Origin of the sequence: Streptomyces sp. E11-3, assembly GCF_046540415.1 — a bacterium.
Taxonomy (GTDB): domain Bacteria; phylum Actinomycetota; class Actinomycetes; order Streptomycetales; family Streptomycetaceae; genus Streptomyces.
In genome coordinates this window covers 1,400,315-1,426,888 of sequence record NZ_JAZGRL010000001.1, presented here as the reverse complement: position 1 = coordinate 1,426,888, position 26,574 = coordinate 1,400,315, and the positions used below count along the sequence as shown (strand labels likewise).

At 69.4% G+C, this 26,574-nt stretch carries 28 protein-coding genes; 11 read left to right on the top strand and 17 right to left on the bottom strand.

Annotated features, from left to right (window positions below):
• Nucleotides 1–688, bottom strand: a 688-nt coding sequence (locus U9R90_RS06575; protein WP_411055437.1) for a hypothetical protein, incomplete at its 3' end; no start/stop codon positions are given.
• Nucleotides 689–1,049: 361 nt separating this feature from the next.
• Between U9R90_RS06575 and U9R90_RS06570 the strand changes: the two genes are divergently transcribed.
• A complete protein-coding gene (locus U9R90_RS06570; protein ID WP_411055436.1) occupies nucleotides 1,050–2,030 on the top strand; it encodes a hypothetical protein in 981 nt (326 codons plus the stop codon).
• Nucleotides 2,031–2,048: 18 nt separating this feature from the next.
• On the opposite strand, the gene U9R90_RS06565 is transcribed toward U9R90_RS06570, so the two are convergent.
• From U9R90_RS06565 to U9R90_RS06555, 3 genes are all read right to left on the bottom strand, one after another.
• Nucleotides 2,049–2,267, bottom strand: coding sequence for a hypothetical protein (locus U9R90_RS06565; RefSeq protein ID WP_411057658.1), 219 nt, complete (start codon nucleotides 2,265–2,267; stop codon nucleotides 2,049–2,051).
• 122 nt (nucleotides 2,268–2,389) lie between these two features.
• Entirely contained in the window at nucleotides 2,390–3,190 is an 801-nt protein-coding gene (locus tag U9R90_RS06560; protein WP_411055435.1) for an HNH endonuclease family protein, read from the bottom strand.
• Between the two features lie 84 nt (nucleotides 3,191–3,274).
• Nucleotides 3,275–4,501 carry a S8 family peptidase gene (locus tag U9R90_RS06555; RefSeq protein WP_411055434.1) on the bottom strand — a complete coding sequence of 409 codons (1,227 nt, stop codon included), beginning with the start codon at nucleotides 4,499–4,501 and terminating at the stop codon, nucleotides 3,275–3,277.
• 359 nt (nucleotides 4,502–4,860) lie between these two features.
• Here U9R90_RS06555 and U9R90_RS06550 point away from each other — a divergent pair, with 359 nt between their 5' ends.
• Together U9R90_RS06550 and U9R90_RS06545 are read left to right on the top strand one after the other, a co-directional pair.
• A complete protein-coding gene (locus U9R90_RS06550; RefSeq protein WP_411055433.1) occupies nucleotides 4,861–5,430 on the top strand; it encodes a GNAT family N-acetyltransferase in 570 nt (189 codons plus the stop codon).
• 141 nt (nucleotides 5,431–5,571) lie between these two features.
• On the top strand, nucleotides 5,572–7,314 hold the full coding sequence (locus U9R90_RS06545) for a sigma-70 family RNA polymerase sigma factor (RefSeq protein ID WP_411055432.1): 1,743 nt from the start codon (nucleotides 5,572–5,574) through the stop codon (nucleotides 7,312–7,314).
• 44 nt (nucleotides 7,315–7,358) lie between these two features.
• Here U9R90_RS06545 and U9R90_RS06540 read toward each other — a convergent pair whose 3' ends face one another.
• The 3 genes from U9R90_RS06540 to U9R90_RS06530 form a co-directional block, all read right to left on the bottom strand.
• Complete coding sequence (locus tag U9R90_RS06540; RefSeq protein WP_411055431.1) at nucleotides 7,359–9,173, bottom strand: SpoIIE family protein phosphatase; 1,815 nt, start codon at nucleotides 9,171–9,173, stop codon at nucleotides 7,359–7,361.
• 215 nt (nucleotides 9,174–9,388) lie between these two features.
• Nucleotides 9,389–9,595 (bottom strand): DUF5988 family protein, encoded by a 207-nt coding sequence (locus U9R90_RS06535; protein WP_411055430.1) that lies wholly within the window; start codon nucleotides 9,593–9,595, stop codon nucleotides 9,389–9,391.
• 160 nt (nucleotides 9,596–9,755) lie between these two features.
• Nucleotides 9,756–10,298 (bottom strand): hypothetical protein, encoded by a 543-nt coding sequence (locus U9R90_RS06530; RefSeq protein WP_411055429.1) that lies wholly within the window; start codon nucleotides 10,296–10,298, stop codon nucleotides 9,756–9,758.
• Between the two features lie 168 nt (nucleotides 10,299–10,466).
• Between U9R90_RS06530 and U9R90_RS06525 the strand changes: the two genes are divergently transcribed.
• Together U9R90_RS06525 and U9R90_RS06520 are read left to right on the top strand one after the other, a co-directional pair.
• Nucleotides 10,467–12,482, top strand: a complete 2,016-nt coding sequence (locus U9R90_RS06525) for a DUF262 domain-containing protein (RefSeq protein ID WP_411055428.1) — start codon at nucleotides 10,467–10,469, stop codon at nucleotides 12,480–12,482.
• 56 nt (nucleotides 12,483–12,538) lie between these two features.
• Complete coding sequence (locus tag U9R90_RS06520) at nucleotides 12,539–13,465, top strand: phosphorothioated DNA-binding restriction endonuclease (RefSeq protein WP_411055427.1); 927 nt, start codon at nucleotides 12,539–12,541, stop codon at nucleotides 13,463–13,465.
• A 30-nt stretch (nucleotides 13,466–13,495) separates the two neighbouring features.
• Here U9R90_RS06520 and U9R90_RS06515 read toward each other — a convergent pair whose 3' ends face one another.
• The 6 genes from U9R90_RS06515 to U9R90_RS06490 all read right to left on the bottom strand — a co-directional run bounded on the left by U9R90_RS06515 (nucleotide 13,496) and on the right by U9R90_RS06490 (nucleotide 18,778).
• Nucleotides 13,496–14,233 (bottom strand): hypothetical protein, encoded by a 738-nt coding sequence (locus tag U9R90_RS06515; protein ID WP_411055426.1) that lies wholly within the window; start codon nucleotides 14,231–14,233, stop codon nucleotides 13,496–13,498.
• A 266-nt stretch (nucleotides 14,234–14,499) separates the two neighbouring features.
• Nucleotides 14,500–14,979 carry a hypothetical protein gene (locus U9R90_RS06510; RefSeq protein ID WP_411055425.1) on the bottom strand — a complete coding sequence of 160 codons (480 nt, stop codon included), beginning with the start codon at nucleotides 14,977–14,979 and terminating at the stop codon, nucleotides 14,500–14,502.
• Between the two features lie 144 nt (nucleotides 14,980–15,123).
• Nucleotides 15,124–15,375, bottom strand: a complete 252-nt coding sequence (locus U9R90_RS06505) for a hypothetical protein (protein ID WP_411055424.1) — start codon at nucleotides 15,373–15,375, stop codon at nucleotides 15,124–15,126.
• A 465-nt stretch (nucleotides 15,376–15,840) separates the two neighbouring features.
• Nucleotides 15,841–16,764, bottom strand: coding sequence for a hypothetical protein (locus U9R90_RS06500; RefSeq protein WP_411055423.1), 924 nt, complete (start codon nucleotides 16,762–16,764; stop codon nucleotides 15,841–15,843).
• A 53-nt stretch (nucleotides 16,765–16,817) separates the two neighbouring features.
• On the bottom strand, nucleotides 16,818–18,014 hold the full coding sequence (locus tag U9R90_RS06495) for a S1 family peptidase (protein ID WP_411055422.1): 1,197 nt from the start codon (nucleotides 18,012–18,014) through the stop codon (nucleotides 16,818–16,820).
• Nucleotides 18,011–18,778 carry a class I SAM-dependent methyltransferase gene (locus U9R90_RS06490; protein WP_411055421.1) on the bottom strand — a complete coding sequence of 256 codons (768 nt, stop codon included), beginning with the start codon at nucleotides 18,776–18,778 and terminating at the stop codon, nucleotides 18,011–18,013. The genes U9R90_RS06495 and U9R90_RS06490 overlap by 4 nt, the downstream gene beginning before the upstream one ends.
• 270 nt (nucleotides 18,779–19,048) lie before the next feature.
• Between U9R90_RS06490 and U9R90_RS06485 the strand changes: the two genes are divergently transcribed.
• Nucleotides 19,049–20,077 (top strand): hypothetical protein, encoded by a 1,029-nt coding sequence (locus tag U9R90_RS06485; RefSeq protein ID WP_411055420.1) that lies wholly within the window; start codon nucleotides 19,049–19,051, stop codon nucleotides 20,075–20,077.
• On the opposite strand, the gene U9R90_RS06480 is transcribed toward U9R90_RS06485, so the two are convergent.
• Nucleotides 20,074–20,280: a DUF397 domain-containing protein gene (locus tag U9R90_RS06480; RefSeq protein ID WP_411055419.1), complete on the bottom strand. Its 207-nt coding sequence runs from the start codon at nucleotides 20,278–20,280 to the stop codon at nucleotides 20,074–20,076. The genes U9R90_RS06485 and U9R90_RS06480 overlap by 4 nt on opposite strands.
• Entirely contained in the window at nucleotides 20,277–21,098 is an 822-nt protein-coding gene (locus U9R90_RS06475; RefSeq protein WP_411057657.1) for a helix-turn-helix domain-containing protein, read from the bottom strand. Before U9R90_RS06475 ends, U9R90_RS06480 begins: the two co-directional genes overlap by 4 nt.
• A gap of 168 nt (nucleotides 21,099–21,266) precedes the next feature.
• On the opposite strand from U9R90_RS06475, the gene U9R90_RS06470 reads away from it, so the two are divergent.
• Nucleotides 21,267–21,713 (top strand): ATP-binding protein, encoded by a 447-nt coding sequence (locus U9R90_RS06470; protein ID WP_411055418.1) that lies wholly within the window; start codon nucleotides 21,267–21,269, stop codon nucleotides 21,711–21,713.
• Nucleotides 21,714–22,024: 311 nt separating this feature from the next.
• Here U9R90_RS06470 and U9R90_RS06465 read toward each other — a convergent pair whose 3' ends face one another.
• On the bottom strand, nucleotides 22,025–22,162 hold the full coding sequence (locus U9R90_RS06465) for a hypothetical protein (protein WP_411055417.1): 138 nt from the start codon (nucleotides 22,160–22,162) through the stop codon (nucleotides 22,025–22,027).
• Between the two features lie 18 nt (nucleotides 22,163–22,180).
• Between U9R90_RS06465 and U9R90_RS06460 the strand changes: the two genes are divergently transcribed.
• From U9R90_RS06460 to U9R90_RS06445, 4 genes are all read left to right on the top strand, one after another.
• Nucleotides 22,181–22,783, top strand: coding sequence for a helix-turn-helix domain-containing protein (locus tag U9R90_RS06460; RefSeq protein WP_411055416.1), 603 nt, complete (start codon nucleotides 22,181–22,183; stop codon nucleotides 22,781–22,783).
• A gap of 209 nt (nucleotides 22,784–22,992) precedes the next feature.
• Nucleotides 22,993–23,292, top strand: a complete 300-nt coding sequence (locus tag U9R90_RS06455; RefSeq protein WP_411055415.1) for a hypothetical protein — start codon at nucleotides 22,993–22,995, stop codon at nucleotides 23,290–23,292.
• Complete coding sequence (locus U9R90_RS06450) at nucleotides 23,292–24,338, top strand: N-acetylmuramoyl-L-alanine amidase (protein ID WP_411055414.1); 1,047 nt, start codon at nucleotides 23,292–23,294, stop codon at nucleotides 24,336–24,338. Before U9R90_RS06455 ends, U9R90_RS06450 begins: the two co-directional genes overlap by 1 nt.
• Before the next feature lie 35 nt (nucleotides 24,339–24,373).
• On the top strand, nucleotides 24,374–25,231 hold the full coding sequence (locus U9R90_RS06445; RefSeq protein ID WP_411055413.1) for a 2-oxo acid dehydrogenase subunit E2: 858 nt from the start codon (nucleotides 24,374–24,376) through the stop codon (nucleotides 25,229–25,231).
• Between the two features lie 12 nt (nucleotides 25,232–25,243).
• Here U9R90_RS06445 and U9R90_RS06440 read toward each other — a convergent pair whose 3' ends face one another.
• On the bottom strand, nucleotides 25,244–26,521 hold the full coding sequence (locus U9R90_RS06440; protein ID WP_411055412.1) for an ABC transporter substrate-binding protein: 1,278 nt from the start codon (nucleotides 26,519–26,521) through the stop codon (nucleotides 25,244–25,246).
• Nucleotides 26,522–26,574: the final 53 nt, after the last annotated feature.

Genomic DNA, 26,574 nt, shown 5'->3' with positions numbered 1-26,574 from the left:
CCCGCCGAGGCGACGCCAGCAGCCACCCGCCCCCGCCCCGCTCCCGGTGCTCACTGACCTGCCAGCCCGCCCGCTCCAGCGCGGCCGAGCACGCGGCGAGGCCGTCGCCGCCGTCGGGTATCAGCCGTACGTCAGGTATCAGCCGTACGGCGACCGCTTCGGGCTGTGGTGTCTCCGTCACCCGGTACCCGCCACCTGGCACCCCCGCGGGCGCGCACCCCGCCGCCTCCAGTGCCAGCGCCGCCGCCCGCACGAGATGCGTACGCTCCCACCCGCACGGCCGCCCCGTATCACCGTCGGGACGCGTCATCCGGCGTAGCTCGAGCAGCCCCTGCCAGGCGCTGTGTACCTCGCGGTCCCGCCCCGGCCCCACGACGGGATCGTCCGCACCGCCCGTACGCGCGGTGAACACCCCCGACGCCGCCCCCGCGGCGGGCACCGGCGGTGGAGGCGCCGCCGTCAGCAGTTCCTCACGGAGCCGATGACCCGCAGGCGTGAGGAAGTACGCGCGCGGCGGCCGCGGATGCCGGAACGCGAGCCCTTTGCGCACCAGCCCCTCCAGCTGCGCCTCGCTCCCCACGATCCGCCCCGTCACGGCCTCCGCGGCACCGACGATCCGCCGCTGCGCCGCATTGGCCCGCCCGGCCAGCGGCGTACTCGATCCACCCGCTCGGTTCGTCCGACTCATCAGGCACTCCCTTCGCCGCACCGCCCCTCGACCAACCACCCGACATCCATACTGCCGCCCACCACTGACAACGCCTCCGACAACGCCGCGGACAATGACTCCGCCAACGCCTCCGCCCATGCCCCAGGCAACGAATTGCTCACCCCCGTGCCTTGTCCGCTCACCCGCCCTGGCTCAGGGTGGTGATCCCATCCCACAGAAGAAGGGTTGCTCCGTGCGAAGACGACACTTTGTCGGTGGCCTCGCAGGCACGGCGGCAGGCCTGGGGCTCGCGTTATCCCCTGCAGGTCACGCCGCAGCCAGGCAACGTACCGCCGTCGACGGCACCTGGCAGCAGGTCCCCGCCCCGCCCGGCGAAACAATGGCCCACCTCGTCGACGTGGCCGCCGCGGGGCCTGCCCTCGCCTGGGCCGTCGGCGAACAGGGCCGCTACGGCGGCACCCGTGGCCGCCCGATCGCCCTCGCCTGGAACGGCACGGCCTGGACCCGTACCGACCTCACCCACCTCGACTACACCGGCTCGCTACGCGCGGTCTCCGGCGCCTCCGCCGACGCGGCCTGGGCCATCGGCACCGACCACGACGGCCACGACCAACTCCTCGCCTGGGACGGCGAAACCTGGCAGGAGATGGACTTCCCCGGCCGCGGCGAGCCCGGCACCCGCGTCACCGACATCGCGGTCGGCGCCGACGGCCAGGCCTGGGTCAGCGGCCGCCACGGCGACCGGGCCGGACTGATGCGCGGCCCAGGACCGGGAAACGGCCCCGCCTGGCGCTGGTGCCGCCCCCTCCCGGACGAGACGACCCCGACACCGACCGGCGTGCGTATCACCCCCGGCGGCGAAGTCTGGGTGTACGGGGACGTCATCGCGCGCTGGGACGGCGCCTGGACGGTCGTCCCCCGCACCCTCGGCATCCGCGCCGCCGTCACCGGCCTGCTCCCCGTCGCGCACGACGACATCTGGCTCACCGGCTTTGCCTTCGGGGTCGGCGGCCCGCCCGGCAAACCCCCAGGGGTCACCCTCCAGCACTGGGACGGCAGCGACTGGACCCGAGGCGAATCCCCCTTCACCGTCGGCCTGTTGAGCGGCATCACCGGCGACGCACAGGGCCGCCCCGACCTCATCGCGGGCTGGGACTTCTGGGACCAGAAGCGCACCCACTACCTGCGCTGGGACGGCACGGGATGGGCGAGCGAGCGCGGCCCTGAGGCCCCCGGCTCGACGTCCCTGATGAACGCGATCACCCCGATCCCGGGCACGTCCGGCGGCCACTGGGCGGTGGGGACGGACTCGTACTACCCGTATCCGCCGGCCCAGCTTCGCGTCGAACGCTACGGCTGAAGAAGCCCCGCCACCGGGCTATCGGGGGACCTCGGCCCCGCCGCCCTTCCTGATGAGCTCCAGCACATCGTGGTGGAGCTCATCAAGCCCGCCCGCGGGTACGGGTACCGGCCCACCGGTCAGCGTGTACCACTCGGCCGCGCCGGTGTACTGGACGGCCACGACCGCCCGCCCGTCGGGCAGGGTGGCGGTCGCCACCGTGACATCGCCGGTGATGACCCCGACCTCGTCGGTCATCGCCCCACCGGGCCCGGCCACGACCTCACCGACGAGCGGGGCGGTGGCGGCCACGTCATCCGGGCTGGGGACCGGACCTGGATCCGGGCTGGGGACCGGACCTGGATCCGGGCTTGGGTTGCTCATGACTCACAAGTGTCCAGCATGTCGGTCAACATGCCCTTCTCCGACTCGGTGACCGACAGCTCGTAGGTCGACTTCACCGACGTCCACGCCCGCCCGTACGTACACCAGTAGGACTTCTCCGGGGGCTGCCACTCGTCGGGCCCCTGGTCACCCTTGGACCGGTTCGACGACGCCGATACGGCGATCAGCTGCGGGTTCTCCAGGTCGTTGGCGAAGGCCTTGCGCTTGTCGGCGTCCCAGCGGGCCGCCCCGGACCGCCAGGCGTTGGCGAGCGGCACGATGTGGTCGATGTCGACCTGCGAGGAGGAGTTGATCGTCTCCCCGTCGAAGGCGCTGACCCAGGTCCCGGACACGGCCTTGCACTCGTCGTCCCGCTGCACGTCCTTGCCGTCGCGCTCCAGGACGACCTCGCGGCTGTCGCACTTCTCGCCCTGCTGCGCCCAGTGCGAGAAGGAGGACCGGCTGTAGCCGCTCATCGACCCGTGCGGGGCGACCTTCAGAGCGGCCAGCTGGGTGCGGGCGGCCTCGACGGTCGGCACGTTGGGCAGGGTGCCCTCCGGGGCGGGCTTGCCGTCGCCGGGGTGGTCCGCGTCGCCCGTGCCGCCGCTCGCGTCAGCGGTGGGGGGAGCTGTGCCGTCGGGTTCCGGGCTGTTCTCGACGAGGCCGCACCCGGCGGTGGCTATCAGCGCGCCGACCGCCAAGTACCCCAGCCACCCCCTCCGCCGACGCCGCATGCCCACGTCCTGCCGCATGACCTGCTGGTTCTCTTGCCGACCCTCAAGCTCTGTTCGCTGCACGCGCGCAGCGTAGCGTCTGCTACCGACAGTACGGTCGTACGCCTGTGCCCTACGGGACGAACGTGACCAGAGCCACGAACGGGGTCAGCGAGTTCCGATCCCGCCCACGTTCAACAGCAGGTTCGGCGACCCTGCCCCCGGTCCGCCGACGACCCCCTCACTCGCACCTTCGGTAAGGGACTTGGCCACCTGCGGCGGGCTGTCGTCGGGGTTCTCGCCGAGTTGGAGAGCGGCCGCGCCGGTCACATGCGCGGCGGCCATCGACGTACCGGACAGCGTGGCGGTCGCGCAGTCGGACGTGTTCCAGGCAGAGGTGATATTCCGCCCAGGGGCGAACAGATCGATCGCGGACCCGTAGTTGGCCGAACTGGCCCGTACGTCACTCGCGTCAGTCGAGCTCACGGTGAGCGCCTCCGCCACCCGCGCGGGCGAGAACCGCCCCGCGTCGGTGTTCGAGTTGCCCGCGGCCACCGAGTAAGTGATCCCTGCCGCGACCGAGTTGCGTACGGCCTCGTCCAGTGCCTCGTTGGCGGATCCGCCCAGGCTCATGTTGGCCACTGAGGGCCCGGAGGCGTGCCGGGTCACCCAGTCGATGCCCGCGATGACGCCGGAGACCGTACCGCCTCCGCTGTCGCCCAGTACCCGTACCGCCACGACCCGCGCCTTCTTGGCGACGCCGTACTTCTTACCGGCGATGATGCCCGCCACATGCGTGCCATGCCCGTTGCCGTCCTGTGCGACGTCGTCGCCGTCGACGGTGTCGGTGCCGTACGCCGCACGCCCGCCGAACTCGTGGTGGCCGATCCGCACCCCCGTGTCCAGGACGTACGCCGTCACTCCCTTCCCCGCCGAGTCCGGGTAGCGGTACAAACCGTCGAGGGGCAACCGCTCCTGGTCGATCCGGTCCAGGTTCCACGTCGGGTCGGTCTGTACGCCGAGGGCCTCGACCGGCGTGTCCCGTACGACCGAACGCACCGAGGGGTCGGCGGCGAGCCGCGCGGCCTCCTGCCGGGTCGCGGTCACGGCGAAGCCGTTGAGCGCGGTGCGGTAGGTGCGGTCGATGGCCGCGCCGGATCGGGTGACCAGCGAACGGGCCTTCTGGGAGGAGGAGCTGAGCCGCGAGCCGCTTCTGCCGGGGTCGCCGGTGTCGCCGGTGTCGCCAGGGTCGCCGCCGAGCGTGACGATGTAGCCGGACCGGGCGGGTGCTGCGGGCTCGGCGCTCGCGGCTCCCGCGGCCGCCGGGGCCGCACCAAGACCGAGCGCGAGAGCGGCCGTCAGGGCCGCGGTCGCGGCAATCCGGTCTCGTGCCACCGGGCCTCGTACCACCCGGTCTCGTGCCACCGGGCCTCGTACCACCCGGTCTCGTGCCACCCGGCCTTGTGCTGCCACCGGGCCTCGTACCGCCCGTATCCGTTCCGTACGCATCCGTGCCATGAGAGGGGTCCTCCTCTGCGGTGGTGCGCCTGTGTGCCAATGGGCAGCGAGAGTCTGAAGCTGCGCGCCCCCGGGCGCAAGACCGCATGTATCAATCCCTGCTGATCCCTGACCGCCTGGCAGGGCCTCGCCCCACGGGACGCGGACTGCCAGCCCGACTGTCAGACGGCCGTGCGAGGATCAGAGGGCCTGAGGATCATGGGTTCGACCGAGTACGGCCACTGTGGAGGGTGAGAATGTTCGCTGTTTCGCTGGGTGACGGAGCTGAACTGCGGCCGCTGGAGCCGTGGCGGGCCGAGGAGTTCCTCGCGCACATGGACCGCGGCCGCGAGTTCATCGGACAGCACGTCGGCCTCCCTGACGTCACCGCCGACCTCGACTCCACGCGGAGGTGGCTCCAGGTGTACGCCGACAGGACCGCTGCGGATACCGGTCGGCTGTACGGCATCTGGCTGGACGGCCTGCTGGTCGGCGGCGTTCTGTTCCGCGTATTCAACGTGAGCACGGAAACCTGCGAGGCGGGCTGCTGGATCGAACCGGCCGCGTCCGGCCGGGGTCTGGTCACGCGCGCGGTACGGGTCGCCATCGACTGGGCGATAGAGGAACGCGGCATGCACCGCGTGGAGTGGCAGGTGTCCTCCAAGAACACTCCGAGCATCAACCTGGCCAAGCGGCTCGGCATGACCTGTGACGGCGTGCTGCGCGAGAACTCCCCCTACCGGGGCGTACGGCAGGACACCGAGGTCTGGTCAGTGCTGGCGCCCGAGTGGAAGGCTGCGCGCAGCGCCGCGAGAGCGACCACGTAGCCAGTCACGGTCGCCCGCTCATTCGGCTAGCGTGCACCCGGTTCGGTTCGCGGAGCACTTTCTGTTATCGCGGCCCCCGCCACTGATCTCCCTTGTGTCAGGCGGAAGCGGCGACGGCCGAGAAGGAGAGTGGGCAGGCGTATGGGTACGGGAGAGGCACAGGACCGAGCGGTGGTCGAGGCGGCGCAGCGGGGTGACCAACGTGCCCAGGACGAGCTGGTCTCGGCGTATCTGCCGCTCGTGTACAACATCGTGGGCCGGGCGCTGAACGGGCACGCCGACGTCGACGACGTGGTGCAGGACACCATGATCCGCGCGCTCGGCGGTCTTGGATCGCTGCAGGACTCGGGCCGCTTCCGGTCCTGGCTGGTGGCCATCACCATGAACGAGATACGCCGCCACTGGCACAAGCACCAGGCCGAACCGGCCAGTTCGGGTCTGCAGGACGCGAACGACGTGGCCGACCCGGGCGTGGACTTCGTGGACCTGACGATCGTGCGGCTCGGGCTGCAGGGCCAGCGCCGGGAAGTGGCGGAGGCCACCCGTTGGCTGGACACCGACGACCGTGCGCTGCTGTCGCTGTGGTGGCTGGAGGCCGCGGGGGAGCTGAGCCGGGCCGAGGTGGCCGCTGCGCTCGAGCTTTCGCCGCAGCACACCGCGGTACGCGTGCAGCGGATGAAAGCGCAGTTGGAGACCGCCCGGGTCGTGGTGCGGGCGTTGTGCGAGTCGCCCCGCTGCGGGGTCCTGGAGCAGGTGATCGGGGTCTGGGACGGCATACCGTCGGCACTGTGGCGCAAGCGGATCGCCCGGCACGCCAGGGACTGCACGGCCTGTTCGGGGCTCGGAACGGGGCTGGTGCCCGCTGAGGGGCTGCTGGTCGGTCTGGGTCTGGTGCCGGTGGTCGGGCTGCTGAGGGGGTTTGCGGAGGTCGGTGCGCTCGGCGGTGCTGGGGCGCCCGGCCAGACAGTGGCCTTCGGCATCGAAGGTCACACGGGTACGGGTACGGGCACGGGTGCCGACGTCGGTATGGCGTACGACGGTACGGCGTACGACGCCAGCGTGCCCGGAGCGGCCGGAGGACCCGGCGGCCGTACCGCGGTCGTAGGGACGGAGGAGGGCGGCCGACTGCACGACCGCCGAATACGGCGCCTGCGGCAGCGGCGCCGGGCGACCGTCGTGGCCGCCGCCGTCGCCCTGCTGGTCACGGGAGGCACGATCGCGGGGATAACCATGCTGGCGCCGGACGATGAACCGGACGCGGTCCGGGCGGCGTCCGGCGCCGGGTCGGAGCTCGCGACGCCTTCGGCACCTGCCACCTCCGCGTCGCCGTCGGTGTCTCCCTCGCCGTCGGCGTCGCCCAGTGCCTCGGCGTCCCCGTCTCCCTCGCCCAGCAAGTCCGCCGTATCGAAACCCTCGCCGACCGCCTCGCCCTCCACCCCTCGCCCGTCAAAGACCAGGCCGGAGACGACGAAGCCGACGCCGCGGCCCGCACCCACGCCCACAGCCAACCCCGCCGACACCCCGGCCGAGCAGGTCCTGGCGATCGTCAACGCCGAGCGGGCCAAGGCGGGCTGCAGCGCCGTGACCATGGACGCCCGCCTCAGCCGCGCCGCGCAGCTGCACAGCGAGGACATGTCGGCCAACGACTACTTCGACCACCGCAGTCAGGACGGCCGCACCTTCGGAGACCGGGCCAAGGCCCAGGGCCATCCGAGCCCCGGCGCTGAGAACATCGCCCGCGGCCAGAACTCCCCGGAGAGTGTCATGGAGGCCTGGATGAACTCGCAGGGCCACCGCGACAACATCCTCAACTGCTCGCTGTCCACCATGGGCATCGGCGTGGTCACGGACGACTGGACCTGGACCCAGGTGTTCGGCTTCTAGGGCGCGTCCAGACCGCTGCCAGACCGTTGCCAGGCCGCGCACCGTCAGGGGATGTTCTGCTCAGCCCAGACCACCTTGCCCGTCGCCGTACGGCACGAACCCCATCTGCGGCACAGCATGTTGATCAGCTGTAGCCCGCGGCCGCCCTCGTCGCTGACGTCCGCGTGCTGGATCTGCGGCAGGTCAGGGCCGGTGTCCGAGACCTCGACCGTGAGGCGCTCGTTGCGCAGCAGCCGCAGCTGTCCGGGGCCCCCGCCCCCGTACCGCAGGGCGTTGCCGACCAGCTCGCTGACGACGAGTTCGGTGACGTCCGCCAGCTCGGCCATGTCCCACAGGTGGAGCTGTTCGGTGACGAGTTTGCGCGCGGCGGAGGCCGCGGTGCCGCCCGCGGGGAGGTCCCACACCCGGAGGTCGATGTCCTCCGTCCGGGTGCCCGCCGCGACCAGCAGTACGGCCTCGTCGAAACGGGCGTCGTCGTCCGCCGCCGAGGTGAGGAGTCCGCAGTCGTCCAGCCGCTCAGGCGCCATCCCCGCGGCCTGCTGCCGCAGCCGGTCCAGTTGTGTGTCCACGTCGTCGGTGCGGGTCTTGACCAGCCCGTCGGTGTAGAGGACCAGCCTGCTGCCCACCGGTCCGGGCAGCCGGAGCGGGTCGTACGGGATGACGCCGGCACCCAGCGGCGCGCCGGTCGGCACATCAACGTACGACGGTGTCCCGTCCGGGCCCACCAGCAGCGGCGGCGGGTGTCCGGCGCTGGCCAGGGTGTAGCTGGAGTCGGCGGGGTCGTAGACCGCGCACAGGCAGGTGGCGACCTGGTCGTCCTCCAGGTCGCGGGTGGCCAGGTCGAGCCGGGCCAGCACCCGCTCCGGGGCGATGTCCAGCGTCATCAGGGTGCGGGCGACCGCACGCAGCCGCCCCATCGTGGCGGCCGCCGGCAGCCCGTGGCCCATCACGTCGCCGACCACCAGGGCCGTACGTCCGCTGGGCAGGGCGACCACGTCGTACCAGTCGCCGCCGACGCCACGGGCGTCGAACGCGGGGGCGTAGCCGGTGTGCACCCGCAGGCCGGGCGTGTGCGGTGTGGCGCGCGGCAGCAGGCTGCGCTGGAGGGAGAGTACGTGCTCGCGTTCGCGGCCGTAGAGCCGGGCGTTGTCGATGAAGACCGCGGCCTTGGAGGCGAGTTGCTCGGCCAGCGTGAGGTCGGTGGGGGTGAGCGGCGGGCTGTCCCTGGCGCGTACGAAGTCGGCCGTGCCGAGCAGCACCCCGCGCGCGACCAGGGGCACCGCCATATAGCTGTGCACGCCCGTCTCGCGCATCTTCTGGGCCGCGCTCTCCGTGGGGGCGATGCGAGCGAGATCCTCTTCGGTCATCCGGCTGATCAGCACGGACTCGCGGCGCTGCAGGACGCGGCTGATCAGTAACGTCGCCCGGTGGTAGATACTCCGGTCGACGATCTCGCCCACCGGAGAGGGCTCCAGCGAGGCCAGCGCGTCGATGGCATGCACGGCCATGGCCCGCATGATCGGGATGCCGCCGGTCTCGCGTTCGCCCTCCTCGCCGTGGAGTACGGACTCCAGCAGGTCGACTGCGGCACCGTCCGCCAGCCGGGGGACGCAGAACTCCGCCAGCTCCTGTGCGGTGCGTTCGAGATCCAGCGAGGTGCCGATTCTGGTGCCCGCGGAATTGAGCCAGCGGAGCCAGCTGAGGCGGCTGTGGGTGGTGAACTCGTCGGCGGCCGGCACCTCCGGGCCGCGGGCGCCGCGGCGGAAGCGGAGCCGTCGGGCGGCGGCGCCCTGGCCGAAAGCGGTGCCTTGCGTGGCCAGACGACTCGTGAGGCGCCGAGCGCGACTGCCGCCGTTCACCGTGCAGGTCTCCCGTCGCGTCGCTGGACGCCTCGCTGCCCCAAAACGTGCCCCTACCACCCGTACGGTCGTCCGCCGAGTGGTTCGCGGCCGTGCCCGTCTGCCGAGGTCGTCATGGTAATCGCGCCGGTCCCGATTGACCCCCTCTCGCACCGCACTTCACGGGGCCGGCGTTCCTTCACACGGTGAACGGCACGGCTGTTCCGGAAGTTCTGTCATCCCGGAAGCTCTGTGCGCTCCCACCATTCGTAGACGGGCAGGGGGCCGTCGGCGGTGTCCTGCTGGCGTGTCGTGGGCTTGAAGTGTTCGTATCCGCCGCGGAACGGGATCTTGAGGTCGGCCCCGGGGGTGGTGAGGGAGACGATCCGCTCAGGGAGGTCGGCGGGGCCGCCGTCGAGGACTGCTTTCGTTGCGTTGGTCATGATGGAAGTCTCCCCGGAGGGCGGACGGGCTATGTTCCGTGACGCGCCGATGAAGCGCACCCGCGCGACCAGCGGCGGCTGCCGTCAAAGTGTTCGTCGAACTGCCGTACCCACTGACGGGGCGATCAGCCCACGCACGGCGGGGCGCTCGGGATGACTCCTAATACGCTGCCTTGTCCAGTTCAGCCAGCCGGGCAAGGATGCGCCGGGGGAGTTCCGCGGCCGTGAGCCGGAACGGAGTCCAGCGGTCCTTGGAGTCCGGCTTCATCGATGCAGAGAACCGAAAGCGACCCCTGCTGTTGGGCTCGGTCACCATCTCGCCGAAGACGCCGCTCGGGATCAGCCACGCGGTCATGATCGCCCCGCGCTCGACATCCACGGCGACGAACAGCATGTCCAGATCGCTACGCGGCCTGAACGTCTGCGACCGTACGAACGCCATGAGCTTGCTCTGCTGAACCTGCGACCCCGTAGACATCCGGGCCTTCACCTGCACGGCCAGAGTCGCGGAACTCCCGCGTCGGTGGAATACGAGGTCCACCCCCTCGTCGTCCACAAGGGAGGTGGACACGTTCAGTTCTCCACCTGTGGCGAGGATGGACGAGGCCGCGACCAGGTACTCGGCAGCCTTGCCCATCCGCCCGGCGGCAGGGCTCTTGTCCTGATAGTCCTCGTATCCCTCGTATGCTTCGTCGTCGCTCATCGCAGGACCCTATCGAGTTACCAACGGCCCTTCCCAGTCCTGGCCATGGCCTGACGTGCGGCTCCGCGCTGGATAGGGTGCCTCGACGCGTTGCTCGACGCGCAGTGCGAGTCAGGCATCGTACGAGACTGTTGTCGTACGCGGTTGGTGAGAACGAGGGTGGCGAACGTGCAGATTTCGACGGTGCTGGACAAGGTGGATTCCGGCGAACTAGCCCTCCCCGAGTTCCAGCGCGGCTATGTCTGGACGCGAGACCAGGTACGTGGCTTCTTCCAGTCCCTGTACCGCGGTTACCCCATCGGCGGCTTCCTCACCTGGTCGACGAAGGCGCAGACCGCGGCCACGCGCGGCGGTTCGTCCGACAAGGACGGCACCATCCAGCTGCTGCTCGACGGACAGCAGCGCGTGACGACTCTCTACGGTGTGCTCCGCGGCCGTCCCCCGCGTTTCTTCGAAGGACACGAAGGAACGCTCACCGGCCTGTTCTTCAACATGCAGGACCAGACGTTCGAGTTCTACGCGCCGGTGAAGATGAGGGACAACCCCGCCTGGGTCGACGTCAGCGACTTCATGCAGCGCGGCCTGTCGTCGTCCGTCGCCGCGATCCAGCAGCTCACCGACGGCGACCAGACGGCCTTCAGCCTGTACGTCGAGCGGCTCTCGCGCCTGGAGCAGATCCGCAACCGCACCGTCCACATCGAGGATGTGACCGGCGAGGACAAGACCATCGATGTCGTCGTCGAGATCTTCAACCGGGTCAACTCCGGTGGCACCAAGCTCTCCAAGGGCGACCTGGCGCTGGCGGCGATCTGCGCTCAGTCCCCCGACGCCCGGGCCCAGATGAACGAAGCCCTGGACTCCTGGCAGCAGGTTGGCTTCCACTTCAAGCTGGACTGGCTGCTGCGCAACGTCAACGCGGTCGTCGCGGGCGAGGCCCTGTTCACCAAGCTCCGGGCCGTACCGCCCGAGGACTTCCGCACGGGCCTGTCGGCCACCGTACGCACCGTGTCCGGCCTCCTCGACGTCGTCGGCGGCCGACTCGGCCTCGACTACGACCGCGTGCTCGCGGGCCGCGGCGCGTTCCCGGTGCTGAGCCGGATCCTCCACCAGCACGGCGGAACCTTCCCCGACGCGGCCTACCGCGACCGCGCCCTGTACTGGTACGTCCACAGCTTCCTGCGCGGCCGCTACGCGAGCTCCACCGAGACCGCCCTCAACCAGGACCTGTCCGCCTACGACTCCGGGGGCGTGGACGCCCTGATCGAGCAACTCTCCCTCAGCCACGGCGAACTGGCCGTACGGCCGGGCGATTTCGTCGGCCAGACGGTAGGCGCCCGCGTCTACCCCCTCCTCTATCTGCTGACGCGCGTCGGCGAGGCGAAGGACTTCGGCAGCGGCATCCCGCTGCGCGCCAACCTCCTCGGCCACAACAGCTCGCTGGAGGTCCATCACATCTTCCCCAAGGCCCGCCTGTCCGAAGCCGACTACCCGCGCAGCGAGATCAACGCGGTGGCGAACTTCTGCTTCCTCACCAAGGACACCAACCTCAAGGTCGGCGCCCGCCTCCCCGAGGAGTACCTGGCCGACATCGAGGACCGCCACCCGGGCACGCTCGCCTCCCAGTGGATTCCCCTGGACCGCGACCTGTGGCGGATGGACCGCTACCGCGACTTCCTGGCCGCGCGTCGGGAACTGCTGGCGCAGGCGGCGAACACGTTCCTCACCTCCCTCCGAGACGGCACCTCCCCGCAGGAGGGCAGCACACCCACTCCGCGCTCCGGCCTCAGTCCGCTGCCGCTGCCGCTGCCGCTGCCGCCGACGCGCCGCCCCGCCCCGATCCCGTCGCCCGCGCCCGCCGTCGACGCCCAACCCGGCGTCGAGGAACTCGCCACCTGGCTGGGGCAGGTGGGCATGTCGACACCCGAGTACGACGCCGAAGTCCCCAACCCACGGGACGGACACGTCATGACCGTCGCGGCGGCCTTCTGGCCGAACGGCCTCCAGGAGGAGGCGGGAAGCCCGGTGGTGCTGTCCCCGGACCCGGACGACACGGACGAGGCGGCACTGGAAGCGGCGGGCTTCCAGATCTTCCACTCCCCAGGCGCGCTGCGGGCGTATGTGGAGAGGCTGCGGGAGCAGCAGGCGGGGGAGCGGGCCATGGCCGACAGCGGCCAGCCTCGGTGAATGCCCGCCAACCCCCCGGGACCGGCTCCAACACCCGCCCCCGTACGGTGACATCCGTGACGGAAGAGGAGCTGCTGCACGCGCTGACCCGGCTCAGGCGCGCCCAGGTACGCAACCGCCGAGCCCCGCACAAGCCACTCCTCCTGGTCTGGCTGCTGGGCCGTTTCGCCACCACGGGCAGCACGGCGGTGACGTACGAAGAAGCCGAGGAACCGGTCAGCACCCTCATCAACGAGTTCGGCCCCACCGTGTCGAGCCGCACGCTCACGCGCGAGCGCGCGGCCATGCCGTTCGTCCACCTGGAGCGGGAACTGTGGTCCCTCACGGACCGCGACGGCACCCCGCTCGACCCGCACACACGGGAGAGCGGCGCACACCTGCGCTCACTCGGCGCGCACGGCCGCCTCCACCCCCACCTGGAACAACTCCTGTCCACCCCGGCGACCCTCGCCGCCGCCACCCGCCTCCTCCTCGACCAGCACTTCACGACCGGTCTTGAGTCACTCATCTGCGACCAGGTTGGTCTGGACCTGGCGACGCTGGAAAGCGCGGGCTACCAGCCGTCCACACCGCCCCGGCGCCGCACCCGCCGGGCGGGCTTCGCCGAGGAAGTCCTACGCGCGTACGCCTACGCCTGCGCCATGTGCGGCTTCGACGGCGCCCTGGGCCGCAACCCCGTCGGCCTGGAGGCGGCCCATGTCCGCTGGCACAGCCAGGACGGACCGGACGAACTCCCCAACGGCCTCGCGCTGTGCACCCTGCACCACACCCTCCTCGACCTCGGCGTACTCGGCCTGACCGAGGAACTCCAGATCCAGGTCTCGGGACAGTACGTGGCCCGCAGCGAGGCGGGCCGAGCCGTGGACACCCTGCACGGCCGCCGACTGGCTCGGCCGCGCCCCGGCTGCCCGGCGGTACAGGGGGACTTCGTGCGGTGGCACGGGAGGCAGGTGTTCAAAGGGCCGGCGGCTGCGGTGGCGTAAGGGGTGGTGCCCGCCGCCCGTACCGTAGGTTCAGCTGCAGTCGCTGAAGAAGCGGCCTTCGCGACGATCGGGACTGACGAAGATGAATCCACTCCCGTAGCCGAAGTTGAGGAAGAACGGATCTCCCAGGTCCGCTTCCTCGCCTCGGTCCTCAAACTGGCAGAGGAACTGCCAAGGGCGGTCGACTCCCCGGGCGCGGAGGTTGGGATAGATGGCCGTCCCACCCAGGAAGTCAGCCGGTCCGTCCCCTTCCGGGAAGTCGACCTCTGGCCCCTCGCCCCGCATGAACCGAGCCCACTCGGCGTGCCGATCCGCCTCCGCGTCCAAGTCACCTGGTACGGGCGACAGGTCGACGAGCCACTCGACGGGGATCTCTGTCTCGTCGGCGCCCCAGCGCCACAGCGACCTCCCTTGCGTGCCAGGCGGCCCGACCACGGCGAACGAGGGCACTCGTCCTTCAGGCTGGATGATCACGACAGCGTCCCCGGTCTCCGGCTCACTGGCCATGTCCCGGTCCTCTTCGTGCAAGAACAGGTACGCCAGACGTACCTCGTCCCCCGGCACCCGGAACTGCCCGACGAACACCAGCGGCTTACCCGTGTCCGGGTGCACCGGCCACATCGGCTCCTCCAGCCACACCGGCTGTCCCCCGAACTTCGACGCGGGCTCCCGCACCGGCTCACCTACTGCCCGGAAGCTCATCTGCAGCCGCGGCAGGGACGCGGCGTCGTAGGGGCCACCGGCGTGGGCTGTCGGGCGCGCAATCATGGCGCGGAAAGTACCCCATGGGGGAGGCGCCGTGCCGGAGCGCCGTTCGCTTCGAACCCCTCAACGACAGGACACCGAGGGTCCTCGTACAACCGGACCGTGGTCGCCGCGGCCGGATCGGGATCGCCGACCACGATGGTGGTGCCGTCCGCAGCCAACCGTACTGGGAGCTCCTCGACGGCTGCGTAGACCGGCGGTTGCACCGAGCCCGCGTCTTTTGATGGGCGTCCGGGGCTGTGTCATCAACTTGACCCGGCCCCTCGCCCTCACCGGCGGTCGAGGATGGCCAGCAGGGCATAGACCGCCACCGCGAGGAACGCGCCGCCCACCACGGCCGTCTGGTGCCGGTGCCCGCTCGCCCCCGCCCACGCCGCGACCACGCCAAGACCGGCGTAGACCACGGACACGGTGGCCAGCGCGGCGGTACGGGGAAACGTCACCCAGTGCTCATCGACGAGGTGACCGAACAACAGCGCCGCGAGCGGCCACAACACCGTCAGCGACGTCACGTATACCCAGGTGGCCCCCGGATAGCCGGTCACCCGCGCCCCGACCCACAGGACGAACGGCGCGGCGAGGACCGTGAGGACGGCGGTAGCGACGGCCCAAAGCCCCGGCCCGAACTCGGAGAACCAGCTGTCGTCTCCGGGGGACCGCCGGGCCCGCGCCCAGGTCCACACCCCGGTGATCAGCCAAAGCGATACGAGGCTGAACACGGCAGCAACGGCGGCTCCCTTCAAGACCATCGAGACTCCTCACCGCGACATACGAACGGGACTGTTCTATAGCGGAGTTGAGCGGCGGCGCATGAGTACCCGTACCTAAAGCGGACAGCGGCCCGGCGGTTCGGAGAACCCGCCGGGCCGCTGGCGCCAGAGGACTGCTGCGAGTCAAAGGCCCCAGTTCTTCAGCGTGTCGTCCAGGACATTGGCGTACAGCCTGGCCCCGGCGATCTTGGGGTGGAAGGACTGGGCGGAGATGTGGAAGTCCTTGGCGGGCCTGTCGCTGTCCGTGAGTTTTGTGACGAACCCGTGGATCGTCCCAGGGTCTCCGCAGACGCCCTTCCCCTCAAACTCGGGAATCGGACCCGCGAACCGTGCGTCGATGCCTGCCCCCTTGGCCTGCCCGACCGCGCGCCGCATCGCCTCGTCGAGTTCACCGGCGAGGGCCCCTGGCCGGGGCGCGAGGCGCTCTGCGCTACAGCGTCGTCCCCTGGGCTCCGCTGATCAGCCTTCACAGGGCGCTGGCGCAAGCAGGGGCGCTCGCTGGGGTTCCGGGCGGATGATCCACGGAGTCATTCCGCCCGCACCTTGGCATCGCATACAGCAACAGGAACCAGCCCGCGGCCCCAGTGGTCGCTAAGTGGTGCGGCTTCGCGACCGGCCGTCTGTCCCGGTGCGCATCTCACACGTCGATCTCGTCGAACTGCGCCGAGAGAACGCCACCTATCGCTGGGATGTCGTCGCGGAGGTGCCCCTGCATGACGCACAGCAACAGCCTGCCGGGTGACGGATCTCGGGCAGGGCCATCCCCAACTCCGCCTCCCAGCCGGGGGAACCCGCCCTCCTTCCATACGAGAAGGGGGGCGGGTCGCGTCCAGCGTCTGGTCAGCTCCAGCTGGTCAACGGCCCGAGCAGCGGCCTGAACGGAACCGGCTTACCGGTGGTTGCGTCCAGCAGAACACGGTCGCCCAGTGGCTTGTCCAGTTTCACAGTGACCTGCCGGGTGAGGAGTTCCTTGGTGCAGATGGCGTCTTTGCTGTCCTCGCGCTCATCGACATCACCGATCAGTACCACGCTGCCGGTGGTTTCCAGGATGGTGACAACGGGCCCGTTGTCACAGGCACCGTACCCGGCGACCACGGTCAACCGGCGTCCATCCCCGGACGCTTTTACGAGCTGGATGATCTCCTGGCCGGGTACAGTTCCGCGGCTGCTTTTGACGGGCAGGGCAGGGAGCTTCGAGGCAGGGACGGCGGCCCGCTTGAGGGGGGTGTCGTATCCGTCCAGGGTGAACTCCCAGGCCGGTACCGTCGCTGGGCCCCGTGTGGTGGCCACGGTCATCTCACCCAACTCCACCCCGGTTACGGTCAGATAGGGCTGCCCCTTGTGAGGCTTCACCCCCGCGGTCAGTGTCCTATAGGACTGCTTGGCACTGTTCATGGGGCGGGTGAGCGTATCCCCGTCCTTCCACTCGACCTGGCCACGCCGGGGGCCGGTCGCAGGCAGTGCGCCGTGCAGGATGGCACTCTGGCCCTGGTAGGCGTCTTTGTCGGCCTCGCTGCGCCAACCGCCCTCAGGGAACCGCGTGATCTCTCCCACGGGGTGGTAGCCGCCGCGCCACGCATCAGCAGCGGCTGAACCGTCCCAGGACTTGGCGACCTTCCTGGCCCGCTCCGCCAGCTCCGCCGCCCGGTCTTCCGCGCTGTCGCCGACCGTGCCGTCGGCGACACGAACCCCGGTGTCCTCACTACACCCGGCCACCGCTCCCAGACCAAGGGCCAGGCACACGGCAAGAGGCAGCAGGGCCAAGCGCGTTGAGCCGGTACCCATCATGTCTCCCAGAGTTAGGCGTGAGCGTTGCGCTAGTAAACGCGAAGGCCCTTGTCGTCCAACACCCTCTGTACCGGCGTGAAATAGCTCTGATAGCTACCCGTAGTAGAGGAGGTGCACGTCTTCGGCGAGTTTCCTATGGCTGACTGGATGCCCAGTGCCGTTGTGCCTCTGAGTGCGGGCCCTCCGCTGTCGCCCTTCTTGGCGCAGACGTTCGACTCGAACATGCCCCTCATCTGGACTCCCTTATTGTTCGTGATGGTCACGACCTCTTTGGTGATATAGCCCGTCTTGTCCTGGCTGACGGCGCCGATCCGGTGGATGGGCTCTCCCGCGACCGGATAGCGGGACCGGTCGATCTGCTTGTAGATACCACCGTGGTACCTGACCGTCCCCAGCGGCTTGATGCCTGACCAGTTTGCCCTGATAGCGGCCCAGTCGCCGTTCCAGCCGCCGTGGCCGTACGAGGTCTGCGTTCCAATCGTGGCGCTGTTCCAGGCCATGGACCACAGGTTTCCGGTACCCGGTACGCAGTGGCCAGCGGTGAGGGTGTAGATCCTGCCCTTGGAGTCCTTGGTGTTGAACCCGGCACTACAGTTGACCCCCGATGACCGGATGCCGTTGCCGCCGCGCAGGCTGGTTGCCGTGGTCTCGATCTTCCCCTCGAACCGGTCGATACGTACCGCTCCCGGATCGCCTGCGGTGGCCTTCTCGATCCGTTCCTGGGCATCGGCCGGGGCTCCACTGAAGATGTCGACAGAGACCTGGTTGGTGGCAGGATCGATGCCCCACGCCGTGTTCGGCATGTCCTCCAACTCGTCCAGGTCACTGACGACGGCCTTCAACTCGGCGGTGCTGCGCTGCACCAGCTTCGTGGCCCCGCCGTTGACTTGGGCGGTTCGCGCCGCGGCCCGGTCGGTGACCGTGAGGATGAGGTGGCCGTCCTTGTCGTAGTAGACGCCGCCGGTCCCGTCATCGCCCAGCTCAGCCGCGAGCGCCACTACCGGGCCGGGATCTTGGAACGGGGCAGCCGGATCATTAGCGGCGGTCGCGGGAACAGCCGGAACAACGGCCAGAGCCGCAGACGAGGCGACGGCGATCCGTCTGGCGACTTTAGGTATAGCGGGCAGCGGCCGTTCCAGGTCCATACCCAGATGGTCGGCGATCCGCGTGTGCTCATCGAGCTCACCGCGTAACCGGTCAAGACGCTCATCGACGGGCACGCTCACGCGACCACCCCGCGCACGAACGCGAACCGGTCAGGGAACACCAACTCGCCGTGCGTATGGGCAGTCTTGATCTCCTCGACTCCGCTCTCGATCTCGCCCTCGCTGAACGAAGACAGCACCGACATGTAACGGGCCCTGACCATGTCGATGTACCGCTCACGCGGAATCCGCAACTCATGCTCCACATACGACACATCGACGCGGAGCCCGACCTCCTCCAACTGCCGGGCGATGTCCCGCGGATCGGGCTGCAGCTCCTCGTATCGCTTCAGCGCCGCTTCGAACAGCGGGTACGCGATGGTGGCAGGCATCATCACCACGAGCAGCCGCCCACCAGGGGCGAGTAGCCCGGCCAGCCCTCGTAGCGTCCGCGTCGGATCGTCGAAGTGGTGGACGGCCTCCTTCACCCAGAGAGCGTCGAGCCGGTCATACGGCAGCACGACGCGGCCCCCGGCCACATCCTCGGCAGAGGCCCGAATCGGCCTCAGGCCAGTGGGGGAGGGTTCGGCGATCTGGCGCAGCATGGCTGCGGAAGGATCGACACAGAGGACCGGCTTCACTGGGCGCACGGCCGCCTGGACCTCCCGCGCGAACAGTCCGGTCCCGCACCCGATATCGGCGATCCGGTCGCCGTCCGTCAGCTGGAGGGCCTCGGTGATCCGGGCGGCCATCCACGGGACATAGCCGGGACGGTAGTCCCAGTGCTCGTCGTACTGGTCCGCGAGCCCCTCGTAGTGCTCCTGCGCGCCCCGAGACAACGCCACTCCCCTCCGTCGAACAGACGTCGGCTCAGCGTAACGGTTGGAGGGGTGGGTGGGGCCGCGCAACCAACGGGACAAGACTTCCAACACCCCATCGCCGTAGGGTGATACCCGTGGCGGAAGACCGGCTGCTGCACGCCTTGGCCCAGCTCAGGGCGCGCCCAGGTATGCAGCCGCCGAGCCCGGCACAAACCATTCCTGTGGGTCTTCCACCAGCAGCGCTGAAACGTTTGGCTCTGATCGTTCGGATCTTCCGGAAGGGAGCACCCCACGGTGCGCGTCCTGATCTCACCGTCCTATGGCAGCCCCGAGACCCGTCGTCACTGGGCTGACACCCTCGCGCAGCAGGTGGATTTCACAGACGACCAGTACACGGAGGCCCTTAGCCCCCAGCAGCGGGAGCTGCTCCTGGCGCTGCACCCGGACGGCAAGGCCCGATTCTGGGGCGCGACGCCCAGCCACGACAAGAAGATGGAGGGTGTGGAGACCGGGGACGTGGTCCTGTTCACGGGCGGGAACCAGGTGCGAGCCGTGGGCGAAGTCGGGGCGATCTTCCGGAACCGAGAACTGGCCGACCGGCTGTGGCCCCCGTCCGAGGACGGCAAGAGCTGGCACACCGTTTACACCCTGCTGGACTTCACCGACGCTGCCATCTCCTACACCGACCTGAACATGGCGATCGGCTACAAGCCAGCCCACAACTTTCCCGGCCAGATGGTGCTTCGGGGCGACAAGGCGTGGTCGGTACTCGAGGAGTTCATGATTACCCCAGGGACTGCGTGGACGCGGCAGTCCCCGGATGCCATGCCTCAGTCGGACGAACGGGATCGACAGGTCGTCCGCAGCGCAGCGCTGGAGGAGATGCGCACCCTGCGGACCTCATACCGGCGCAGCAGACGCCTCATAGTCGTCGATCGGAATGAGTCAAGCCTGGTGGCAGAGTTCAGACAGCACCTCATCGCGGAGGGCCGAAGTGCGTCGCGCTTCTTCTGCCCTGGTGGTGTGAGCGACCTCTACGTGACCGATGGCAGCGGCACCGAGCTCATCGAGGCCAAGAGCAAGCCCGACCATAAGTACGTCCGCCAGGCACTGGGGCAGCTGCTGGACTACGCTCCGCACAGTCCGCAGGGAGCTGATCGCCTTAGCGCGCTGTTCCCCCACCGCCCCGCCCCCGAAGATGTCGACCTCCTGCACCGCTATGGCGTGGACTGCGTCCACCGGGTGGCTGCTGGTGTCTTCGAGAAGTCGCCTGCTGCGGCTGCGCGTCGGGAACACATGCGTCAGATCTGGTGGGGTTCCTAGGGCTGCGCAGTGAACTCCACGAAGGACTTCCACTGTTCGGGTGTGAAGGCGAGCTGGTGACCCTGCTTGTTCTTGGAGTCGCGTACGTGGATGGTGGCGGGGGTGGTTGCGATCTCGAGGCAGTCGGGGCCTTCGTTGCTGCTGTAGCTGCTCTTGAACCACTCCAGTTCGTCGGCGCTGTGGGCGGAAGGCTTGATCGTCATATCTCTCCCAGCACTTTCTCGATGAACGCGAGTGACTCCCGCGGCGTGAGAGCTTGGGCCTGGATGATCCCATAGGTGGCTTCCAAGCGGCGGACCTCTTGTCGTTCCGGGATCACCCGGCTGAACCGCTGCTGCTCGATATAACCGACCTTCGGGCCGGTGTGCGGGTCGATCAGCCGGAATGCACCCGCCAGCCCGGCATGGTCCTCGCAGTCCGTGGGCATTACCTGGATCTCCACATTGCGCAACTGCCCGACCTCCAACAGTCGTTCGAGCTGCCCGCGCATCACCATCGTGCCACCGACCGGGCGGCGTAGCGTCACCTCTTCCTGGACGAAGCTGAGGAAGGGCGGGGGCTTTCGGCTGAAGACGTCATGCCGAGCCAACCGGCCCGCGACGTACTCCTCGATGAGCTCCTCGTCCAGCGCCGGTCGACGGGCTCGGTACAACGCTCGGATGTAGTCCTCGGTCTGGAGCAGGCCGTGGATGTGGTGATTGGCGTACGCGCCCAGTGCGGCCGCGTCCGCCTCCAGGCGCTTCAGGTCCCGCACCTTCTTTGGGTACCTGACCTTCTCCACGTCTTCCTTGAAGTCCGCCAACGCCCCTTGCGTGCCCAGTACTTCGTCCACCCGGTCTAGGAACACGGGCTTCGGGATGCGTCTGCCGCGCTCGACCGCCGACACCTGGTGCTCGGTGTAGCCGATCGCCTTGCCGAGCTCGGACTGCTTTAGCCCGGCCCGTTCGCGGCAGCGGCGTACGTGGCGGCCTACGACTGCCAGGATCTCGGACGTGGCTTCGTCCCAGTCCTGCTCGTCCATTCCTTCGTCTGGCTCGGTCGGCCCCTGGTCCGTCACGTCCCGCCACCTCCGTGCCCGCGCGTAGTGACGGCCGACAGCATGGACAGTCCGTCCAGACAGCCCGACAACTACGCTCCGTACAAGCGTCGCCGCTGTTCACCGTACGCTCGCATGGCCACGCTGAGTGACATGAATCAGCAAATCGCCCGCCAGGGCCAGCAAGTCGATGTTCCCGTACGTCACTTCGGCCTCCGGCTGAGTTCGACCCGGCAAAGTGCTCACCTCGCCCGTCACCGCGCCGTCCAACAGCTCGACGAGTGGGGCGTGCCTCGCGGCGGCGACCTCTCCGATTCGGTTGCGTTGATCGTCGCGGAGCTTGCCGCGAACGCCGTCACGCACGGGCGTCTGCCTGGTCGGGACTTCCGGCTCGGCCTGGAGTGCGGGGCGCGGATGGTCCGGATCGAGGTCTCCGATGCGCGCGGGGGCGGTGGCGTTGTCCCTGTCGAGCCTCCTGTGCCGTCGGGGGATGACGACTCCGGCCGTGGGCTGTGTTTGGTCGCGGCGCTTGCGTCACGGTGGGGTGTTGCCGATCGGCTCGGGCCGGGGAAGACGGTCTGGGCGGAGGTCGACGTGTGACGCGTAGTTACTCGGACCGGGTCGCGGGTGGCCGCGATGCGGTGGGGTGCGACGTCCTAGTAAAGGACTTTGGGGAAGAACCGACCCAACCCCACCTCACCCGCCGTGATCGTCACCCACAAGGGTGAGGTGGGGTCATCTGGGGGTGGGGGAGTGGGAGCTGGGGTTACCGTCGCCGTGACCAACAACCACAGACCGCATGTGAACGGCCCCCGCCGGGACGGCAATCCCGGGCGAGGGCCTGACCATCGAGGAAGCAAGGACCCTTCCCTATGGCTGAGTCAGATTCTAGCGCTGACGCGCGTCCGCGATCAGGTGTCGTCCACGTACGCCATCGCCATGCCGAGCGCTTCACCGTCGTTGGCAATCACCTCGCCCAGAACCGTGACCTGTCGCTCGTCGCGGTCGGGCTCGCCGTGTATATCCAGTCGCTGCCGGATGGTGCGCATGTCGGCATCAAGGATCTCGTGAAGCGGTGGCCGGAGAGTGAGTTGCGGATCGCCCGTGCGTTGCGGGAGTTGGAGGACGCCGGGTATCTCGTACGGGAGCGGGCTCGGGGCGCGCATGGGCAGGTGGTGACCCGTACGACCTTCTACGAGCATCCGGCTGAGCGCTGCCGGGCCGTGGTGGAGGGGGTGGTGTCGCGCCCGGAGGTGGCCGCGCCCGAGGAGACGCCAGCAGCAGCTGAGCCGGTCGCTGACTCGCCGCACCGGAGCGACGCGGTCGCCGTTCTCGGGTCACTTCGACGCCGGGACCAGCGGCTTCTGCTGTCCGCCCCGGAGATCGAGCGGCTCGCCGTGGACGCCGGTGTGTGGTTGGAGCGGGGCGTTCGGCCTGCCGATCTGGCTCGTACGCTTACCGCGCTACTGCCCGTCGGGGACATTCCGCGCCCGGCGGGACTGCTGGCCTTCCGGCTCCGGCAGGGGCTCCCGGCTGAGCTGCCCACGGAGGCAGGGGACGGGCCGCCTGATCCGCTGCAGAACTGCGAGGAGTGTGATCGGGCGTTCCGGGCGCCGGGGCCTGGGCATTGCAGGGACTGTCGGGACTGCCGCGACGGCCGGGCCGCGTAGACCCCGGCTTGTGGCTCGTGAGCGGATTCGTGGCGCAGGCATCCCGCGAGAACCTCGCGTGCGCTCACGTCTCAGCAGGTCGGCGCCTGGGACGTCCCGAGATCACGTCACCCTGTCCCAAGAGCTGGTGGGGCGGGGAGGCCCCGCCGCAGGCTGTGATTGGTCCCGGCCCATGCGCCGAGTACGCCTAGCCCAGCGAGGAGAAGAGTTTGTCTCATCTCACCGACCACACCCGCCGCGGATTTCTCGGTCTGACCGGCAGAGCCGCCGTCACCGCCGCCGTCGGCGCCGTGGCCTTCCCCGTCATCTGCTCCGGGCAGGCGGCAGCAGCCGGTCAGGCCCACGTCGGCGACCGCCCCGGCGAGCTCCCCATCGTGACCCGGCCGGATCACCCCGACGCCCGCCTTCCTGACGTCTCCGCCGCCGACTACGCGGACGGGGTCTCCCGTGAACCGCTCAACGCAAGCGCCGAGTGCGGTCTGCCGATGACGAGCGGAGGCGCACGCTGATGGCGACCTTCGTCTCTCGTTCCGCGTGGGGTGCCCGGGCTCCGAAGAAGACCTCTGCCGATATCGACGCGTCACGCGGCGGCGTCGCCGTCCACCACACCGGGGGCACGCGCTTCGCCGCCGGTAGTCACTCCAGCTGCGCGTCGCAGGTGCGCGGCATCCAGAACCACCATATGGACACCAACCAGTGGGATGACATCGCCTACACGTACCTGGTCTGTGTCCATGGGTACGTCTTCGAGGGGCGCGGTGTCGGCATCAGAACCGCCGCGAACGGCACCAACGACTCCAACTACCGCTACTACGCGGTGTGCGGGCTCGTCGGCGGGACCTCCTCCTCGTACGACACCGTCACCGAACAGCTCATCGACGGCTTTCGTACGGCCATCGCGCGGTTGCGGAGCGTCGGGAACGCGGCGGCCGCGATCACCGGCCACAAGACGTTCCTCTCGACCGAGTGTCCCGGAGGGCTGAGCCGTCACATGTCCGCCATGGAGCCCGGCTCCGACGGTGGCGGTGATCCCACGGACCCGCCGGACCCCGACGTCCCGGCCTTCCCTGGCGTCCTGCTGCATTATCCGCCGGTCACCGTGCACTCCAGCGCGCGCACCTGGCAGCAGCGGATGCGCGACCGAGGGTGGAACATCGCGGTCGACGGTGCCTACGGCGAAGGGTCCCGGCGCGTCTGCCTGGCCTTCCAGGAGGAGAAGGGGCTGATCGTCGACGGCGTTGTCGGTGAGAAGACCTGGTACGCGTCTTGGACGGCGCCCGTCACTACGGCCGCCGCCCGCGGTCCGGGCCCGGACCTCGCTCCGAACTGGCCCGGCGTGCTGTTCACCTGGCCGCCGAAGACGGTGCACCCCGGCGTACGCACATGGCAGCAGCAGATGCGTCAGCTGGGTTGGGACGTTACGGTGAACGGGGCCTACGACAAGCGGTCTCGGGAAGCCTGCCTGGCCTTCCAGAAGCAGCGGGGCCTCACCGCGGACGGCGTCGTCGGCCCGGCTACCTGGCACGCTGCCTGGACCTCACCGCCGACTGCCTGACGCATGCCCGTCCCGGCTGGGGGAGGCGCCGTACGATGCGCAAGCGCGACAAGACGAAGGCCCGGCGTGACAAGGCGGGTTCCCCAGCTACCGCGGGTCGGCCACGCGCGGTCGAAGTCCGGCCCTTCCCGCCCAGCCGGCGGCTGGTGATCGCCGCCCTGCGGGCCGGGCGGCGGCGTATGGCGGCCATGCACAGCCTTGTCGACCTTGACGTCACGTTGGTACGGAAACGGATCGCCGCATCCGCCGAGCCGGTGTCGTTCACTGCCTTCGTGGTGGCGGCCGTCGCGCGGGCAGCGGCGGCACACCCGCAGGTGCACGCCTATCGGAACTGGCGCGGCCGGTTGGTCCAGCACCACCATGTGGACGTCAACACACTGGTGGAGGTCATGACCGATCAGGGGCCCTTCGCGGTCCCGCATGTCCTCCATGACGCCGACGTCCGAGACGTACAGGACCTCACGGCAGAGCTGCGGGCCGTCAAGCGCGACCACACCACCACCGGCGCGGGGCGGCTCCTCGATCGCTTCGGCACCGCGGCGTGTCGGGTGCCCGGCCTGCTGCCGACGATGTACGCCGCGTTGGGCAGGTCCGTCCGACTGCGGCAGTCGACGGGGACGGTCGCGGTCACAGCCGTGGGGATGTTCGGCGCCGGTGGTGGGTTCGGGGTCGCCCCGCCAAGTCTGATGCCGCTCCAGGTGGTTGTGGGTGGTGTCAGCGAGCGGCCCCGCGCCGTGGCCGGGCGGATCGCCGTCCGCGACGTGCTCGACCTGACCCTGACCTTCGACCACAACGTGATCGACGGCGCACCCGCCGCCCGGTTCGTCACGGAGCTTCGGCGCCTCATCGAGAACGCGGAGGGTGTGCCGGGCCCACCCGAAGACCCTCCATGAGGCGGAACGATGTCAGGCGTCGCCTCCGATGCCCCGCCCCGCGCAGCCAGGGGGCCTCCACCGTCGCGTACACGCGATCAGTACAGCTGTGACACGGACGAGGTGATCGCGCGCTGCCGGCCCGAGGTGGTGTAGCCGAAGTTGAGGACCGTACGGCGTAGGCCCGGGCGGTTGAGGGGGTGACGCGGTGGGCCGTGGTGTCGCTGCGTAGGAGGTAGACGTCGCCTGGGGAGGGAGGGCGGGTGGCGGCCCGCCCCCCAACGCACCCTTACTTCTTGGGGAGTTCGACTCCGGTCGCCTTCGCGACGTCGGCGAGCATGTTCTCGGCCGCCTGACGCCGATGCCCGACATCCAGGTCTCGTCCGGGACGGTGAAGACCTTGTCGTTCTTGACCGCCGGCAGGGACTTCCAGACCGGGTTGGACGTGACGTCCTTCTGCTTGGTCTTGGACGGGTCGTCGGCCAGCGTCACGAACACCAGGTCGGCGTCGGCCTGGTCGATCTGCTCCGGGCTGACGTCCTTCATGGTGACCGCCGGGTCCACCGACGACTGCGACTTCGGGCGCTCAAGGCCGATGTCGGTCAGGACGATGCCGCTGTACGCGGACTTCTGGTACAGGCGGGTCGGGCCCGCGATGAAGCGGACGACCGACGCGGTGGGCATCTCGCCGTCGTACTTCTTGCTGATGGCCTCGCCCAGCGCCTTCGCCTTCGTCTCGTAGGACTTCAGCGCGTCGGCGGCCTGCTTCTCCAGGCCCAGGGCCTCCGCGTGGACCGCGAGGTTCTGCTTCCAGGGGCCACCCGTGGTCTCGGTGAAGACGGTCGGGGCGATGCCCGCGAGTTTGTCGTACACCTTCTCGTGGCGGACCTTCGACGACAGGATCAGGTCCGGCTTGAGGGCGGCGATCTTCACCAGGTTCGGCTCAAGCGCCGGGCCTACGTCCTTGACACCGTCGACCTTGCCGTCGAGGTACTCGGGAAAGCCGCCAGCCGTCTTGAAGTGCGGCGAGACCGCGCCGACCGGCTTGACGCCGAGCAGCGTGACATCGTCCAGCTCACCGGTGTCGAGTACCACGACCCGCTTGGGCTTGGACGGGATCTCGGTGGTGCCCATCACGTGCTTGACGGTACGCGGGAAGTCCTTGGAGGCCGCCCCACCTGCCTTGTCCTTCGAGTCGTCGGCGGGCTTGTCGTCGCTGCCGCAGGCGGTCAGTGCGGTGGTGCCGATGACGACGGTGAGCAGGGCGGCGCCGAGGCGGCGGAATCCGCGCGGGGTCGTTCTGGAGGCCATGAGGGTTCGCTTCTCTCTTACGGTGAGCGGGGGAGGTGGAGGAGATGGGGGAG

Coding starts and splice junctions, on each gene's coding strand:
- U9R90_RS06570 (WP_411055436.1), top strand. CDS start 1,050: ATGGCCCACCTCGTCGACGTGGCCGCCGCGGGGCCTGCCCTCGCCTGG.
- U9R90_RS06565 (WP_411057658.1), bottom strand. CDS start 2,267: ATGACCGACGAGGTCGGGGTCATCACCGGCGATGTCACGGTGGCGACC.
- U9R90_RS06550 (WP_411055433.1), top strand. CDS start 4,861: ATGTTCGCTGTTTCGCTGGGTGACGGAGCTGAACTGCGGCCGCTGGAG.
- U9R90_RS06545 (WP_411055432.1), top strand. CDS start 5,572: ATGGGTACGGGAGAGGCACAGGACCGAGCGGTGGTCGAGGCGGCGCAG.
- U9R90_RS06535 (WP_411055430.1), bottom strand. CDS start 9,595: ATGACCAACGCAACGAAAGCAGTCCTCGACGGCGGCCCCGCCGACCTC.
- U9R90_RS06530 (WP_411055429.1), bottom strand. CDS start 10,298: ATGAGCGACGACGAAGCATACGAGGGATACGAGGACTATCAGGACAAG.
- U9R90_RS06515 (WP_411055426.1), bottom strand. CDS start 14,233: ATGATTGCGCGCCCGACAGCCCACGCCGGTGGCCCCTACGACGCCGCG.
- U9R90_RS06510 (WP_411055425.1), bottom strand. CDS start 14,979: ATGGTCTTGAAGGGAGCCGCCGTTGCTGCCGTGTTCAGCCTCGTATCG.
- U9R90_RS06505 (WP_411055424.1), bottom strand. CDS start 15,375: ATGCGGCGCGCGGTCGGGCAGGCCAAGGGGGCAGGCATCGACGCACGG.
- U9R90_RS06480 (WP_411055419.1), bottom strand. CDS start 20,280: ATGACGATCAAGCCTTCCGCCCACAGCGCCGACGAACTGGAGTGGTTC.
- U9R90_RS06475 (WP_411057657.1), bottom strand. CDS start 21,098: ATGGACGAGCAGGACTGGGACGAAGCCACGTCCGAGATCCTGGCAGTC.
- U9R90_RS06470 (WP_411055418.1), top strand. CDS start 21,267: ATGAATCAGCAAATCGCCCGCCAGGGCCAGCAAGTCGATGTTCCCGTA.
- U9R90_RS06465 (WP_411055417.1), bottom strand. CDS start 22,162: ATGCGCACCATCCGGCAGCGACTGGATATACACGGCGAGCCCGACCGC.
- U9R90_RS06450 (WP_411055414.1), top strand. CDS start 23,292: ATGGCGACCTTCGTCTCTCGTTCCGCGTGGGGTGCCCGGGCTCCGAAG.
- U9R90_RS06445 (WP_411055413.1), top strand. CDS start 24,374: ATGCGCAAGCGCGACAAGACGAAGGCCCGGCGTGACAAGGCGGGTTCC.
- U9R90_RS06440 (WP_411055412.1), bottom strand. CDS start 26,521: ATGGCCTCCAGAACGACCCCGCGCGGATTCCGCCGCCTCGGCGCCGCC.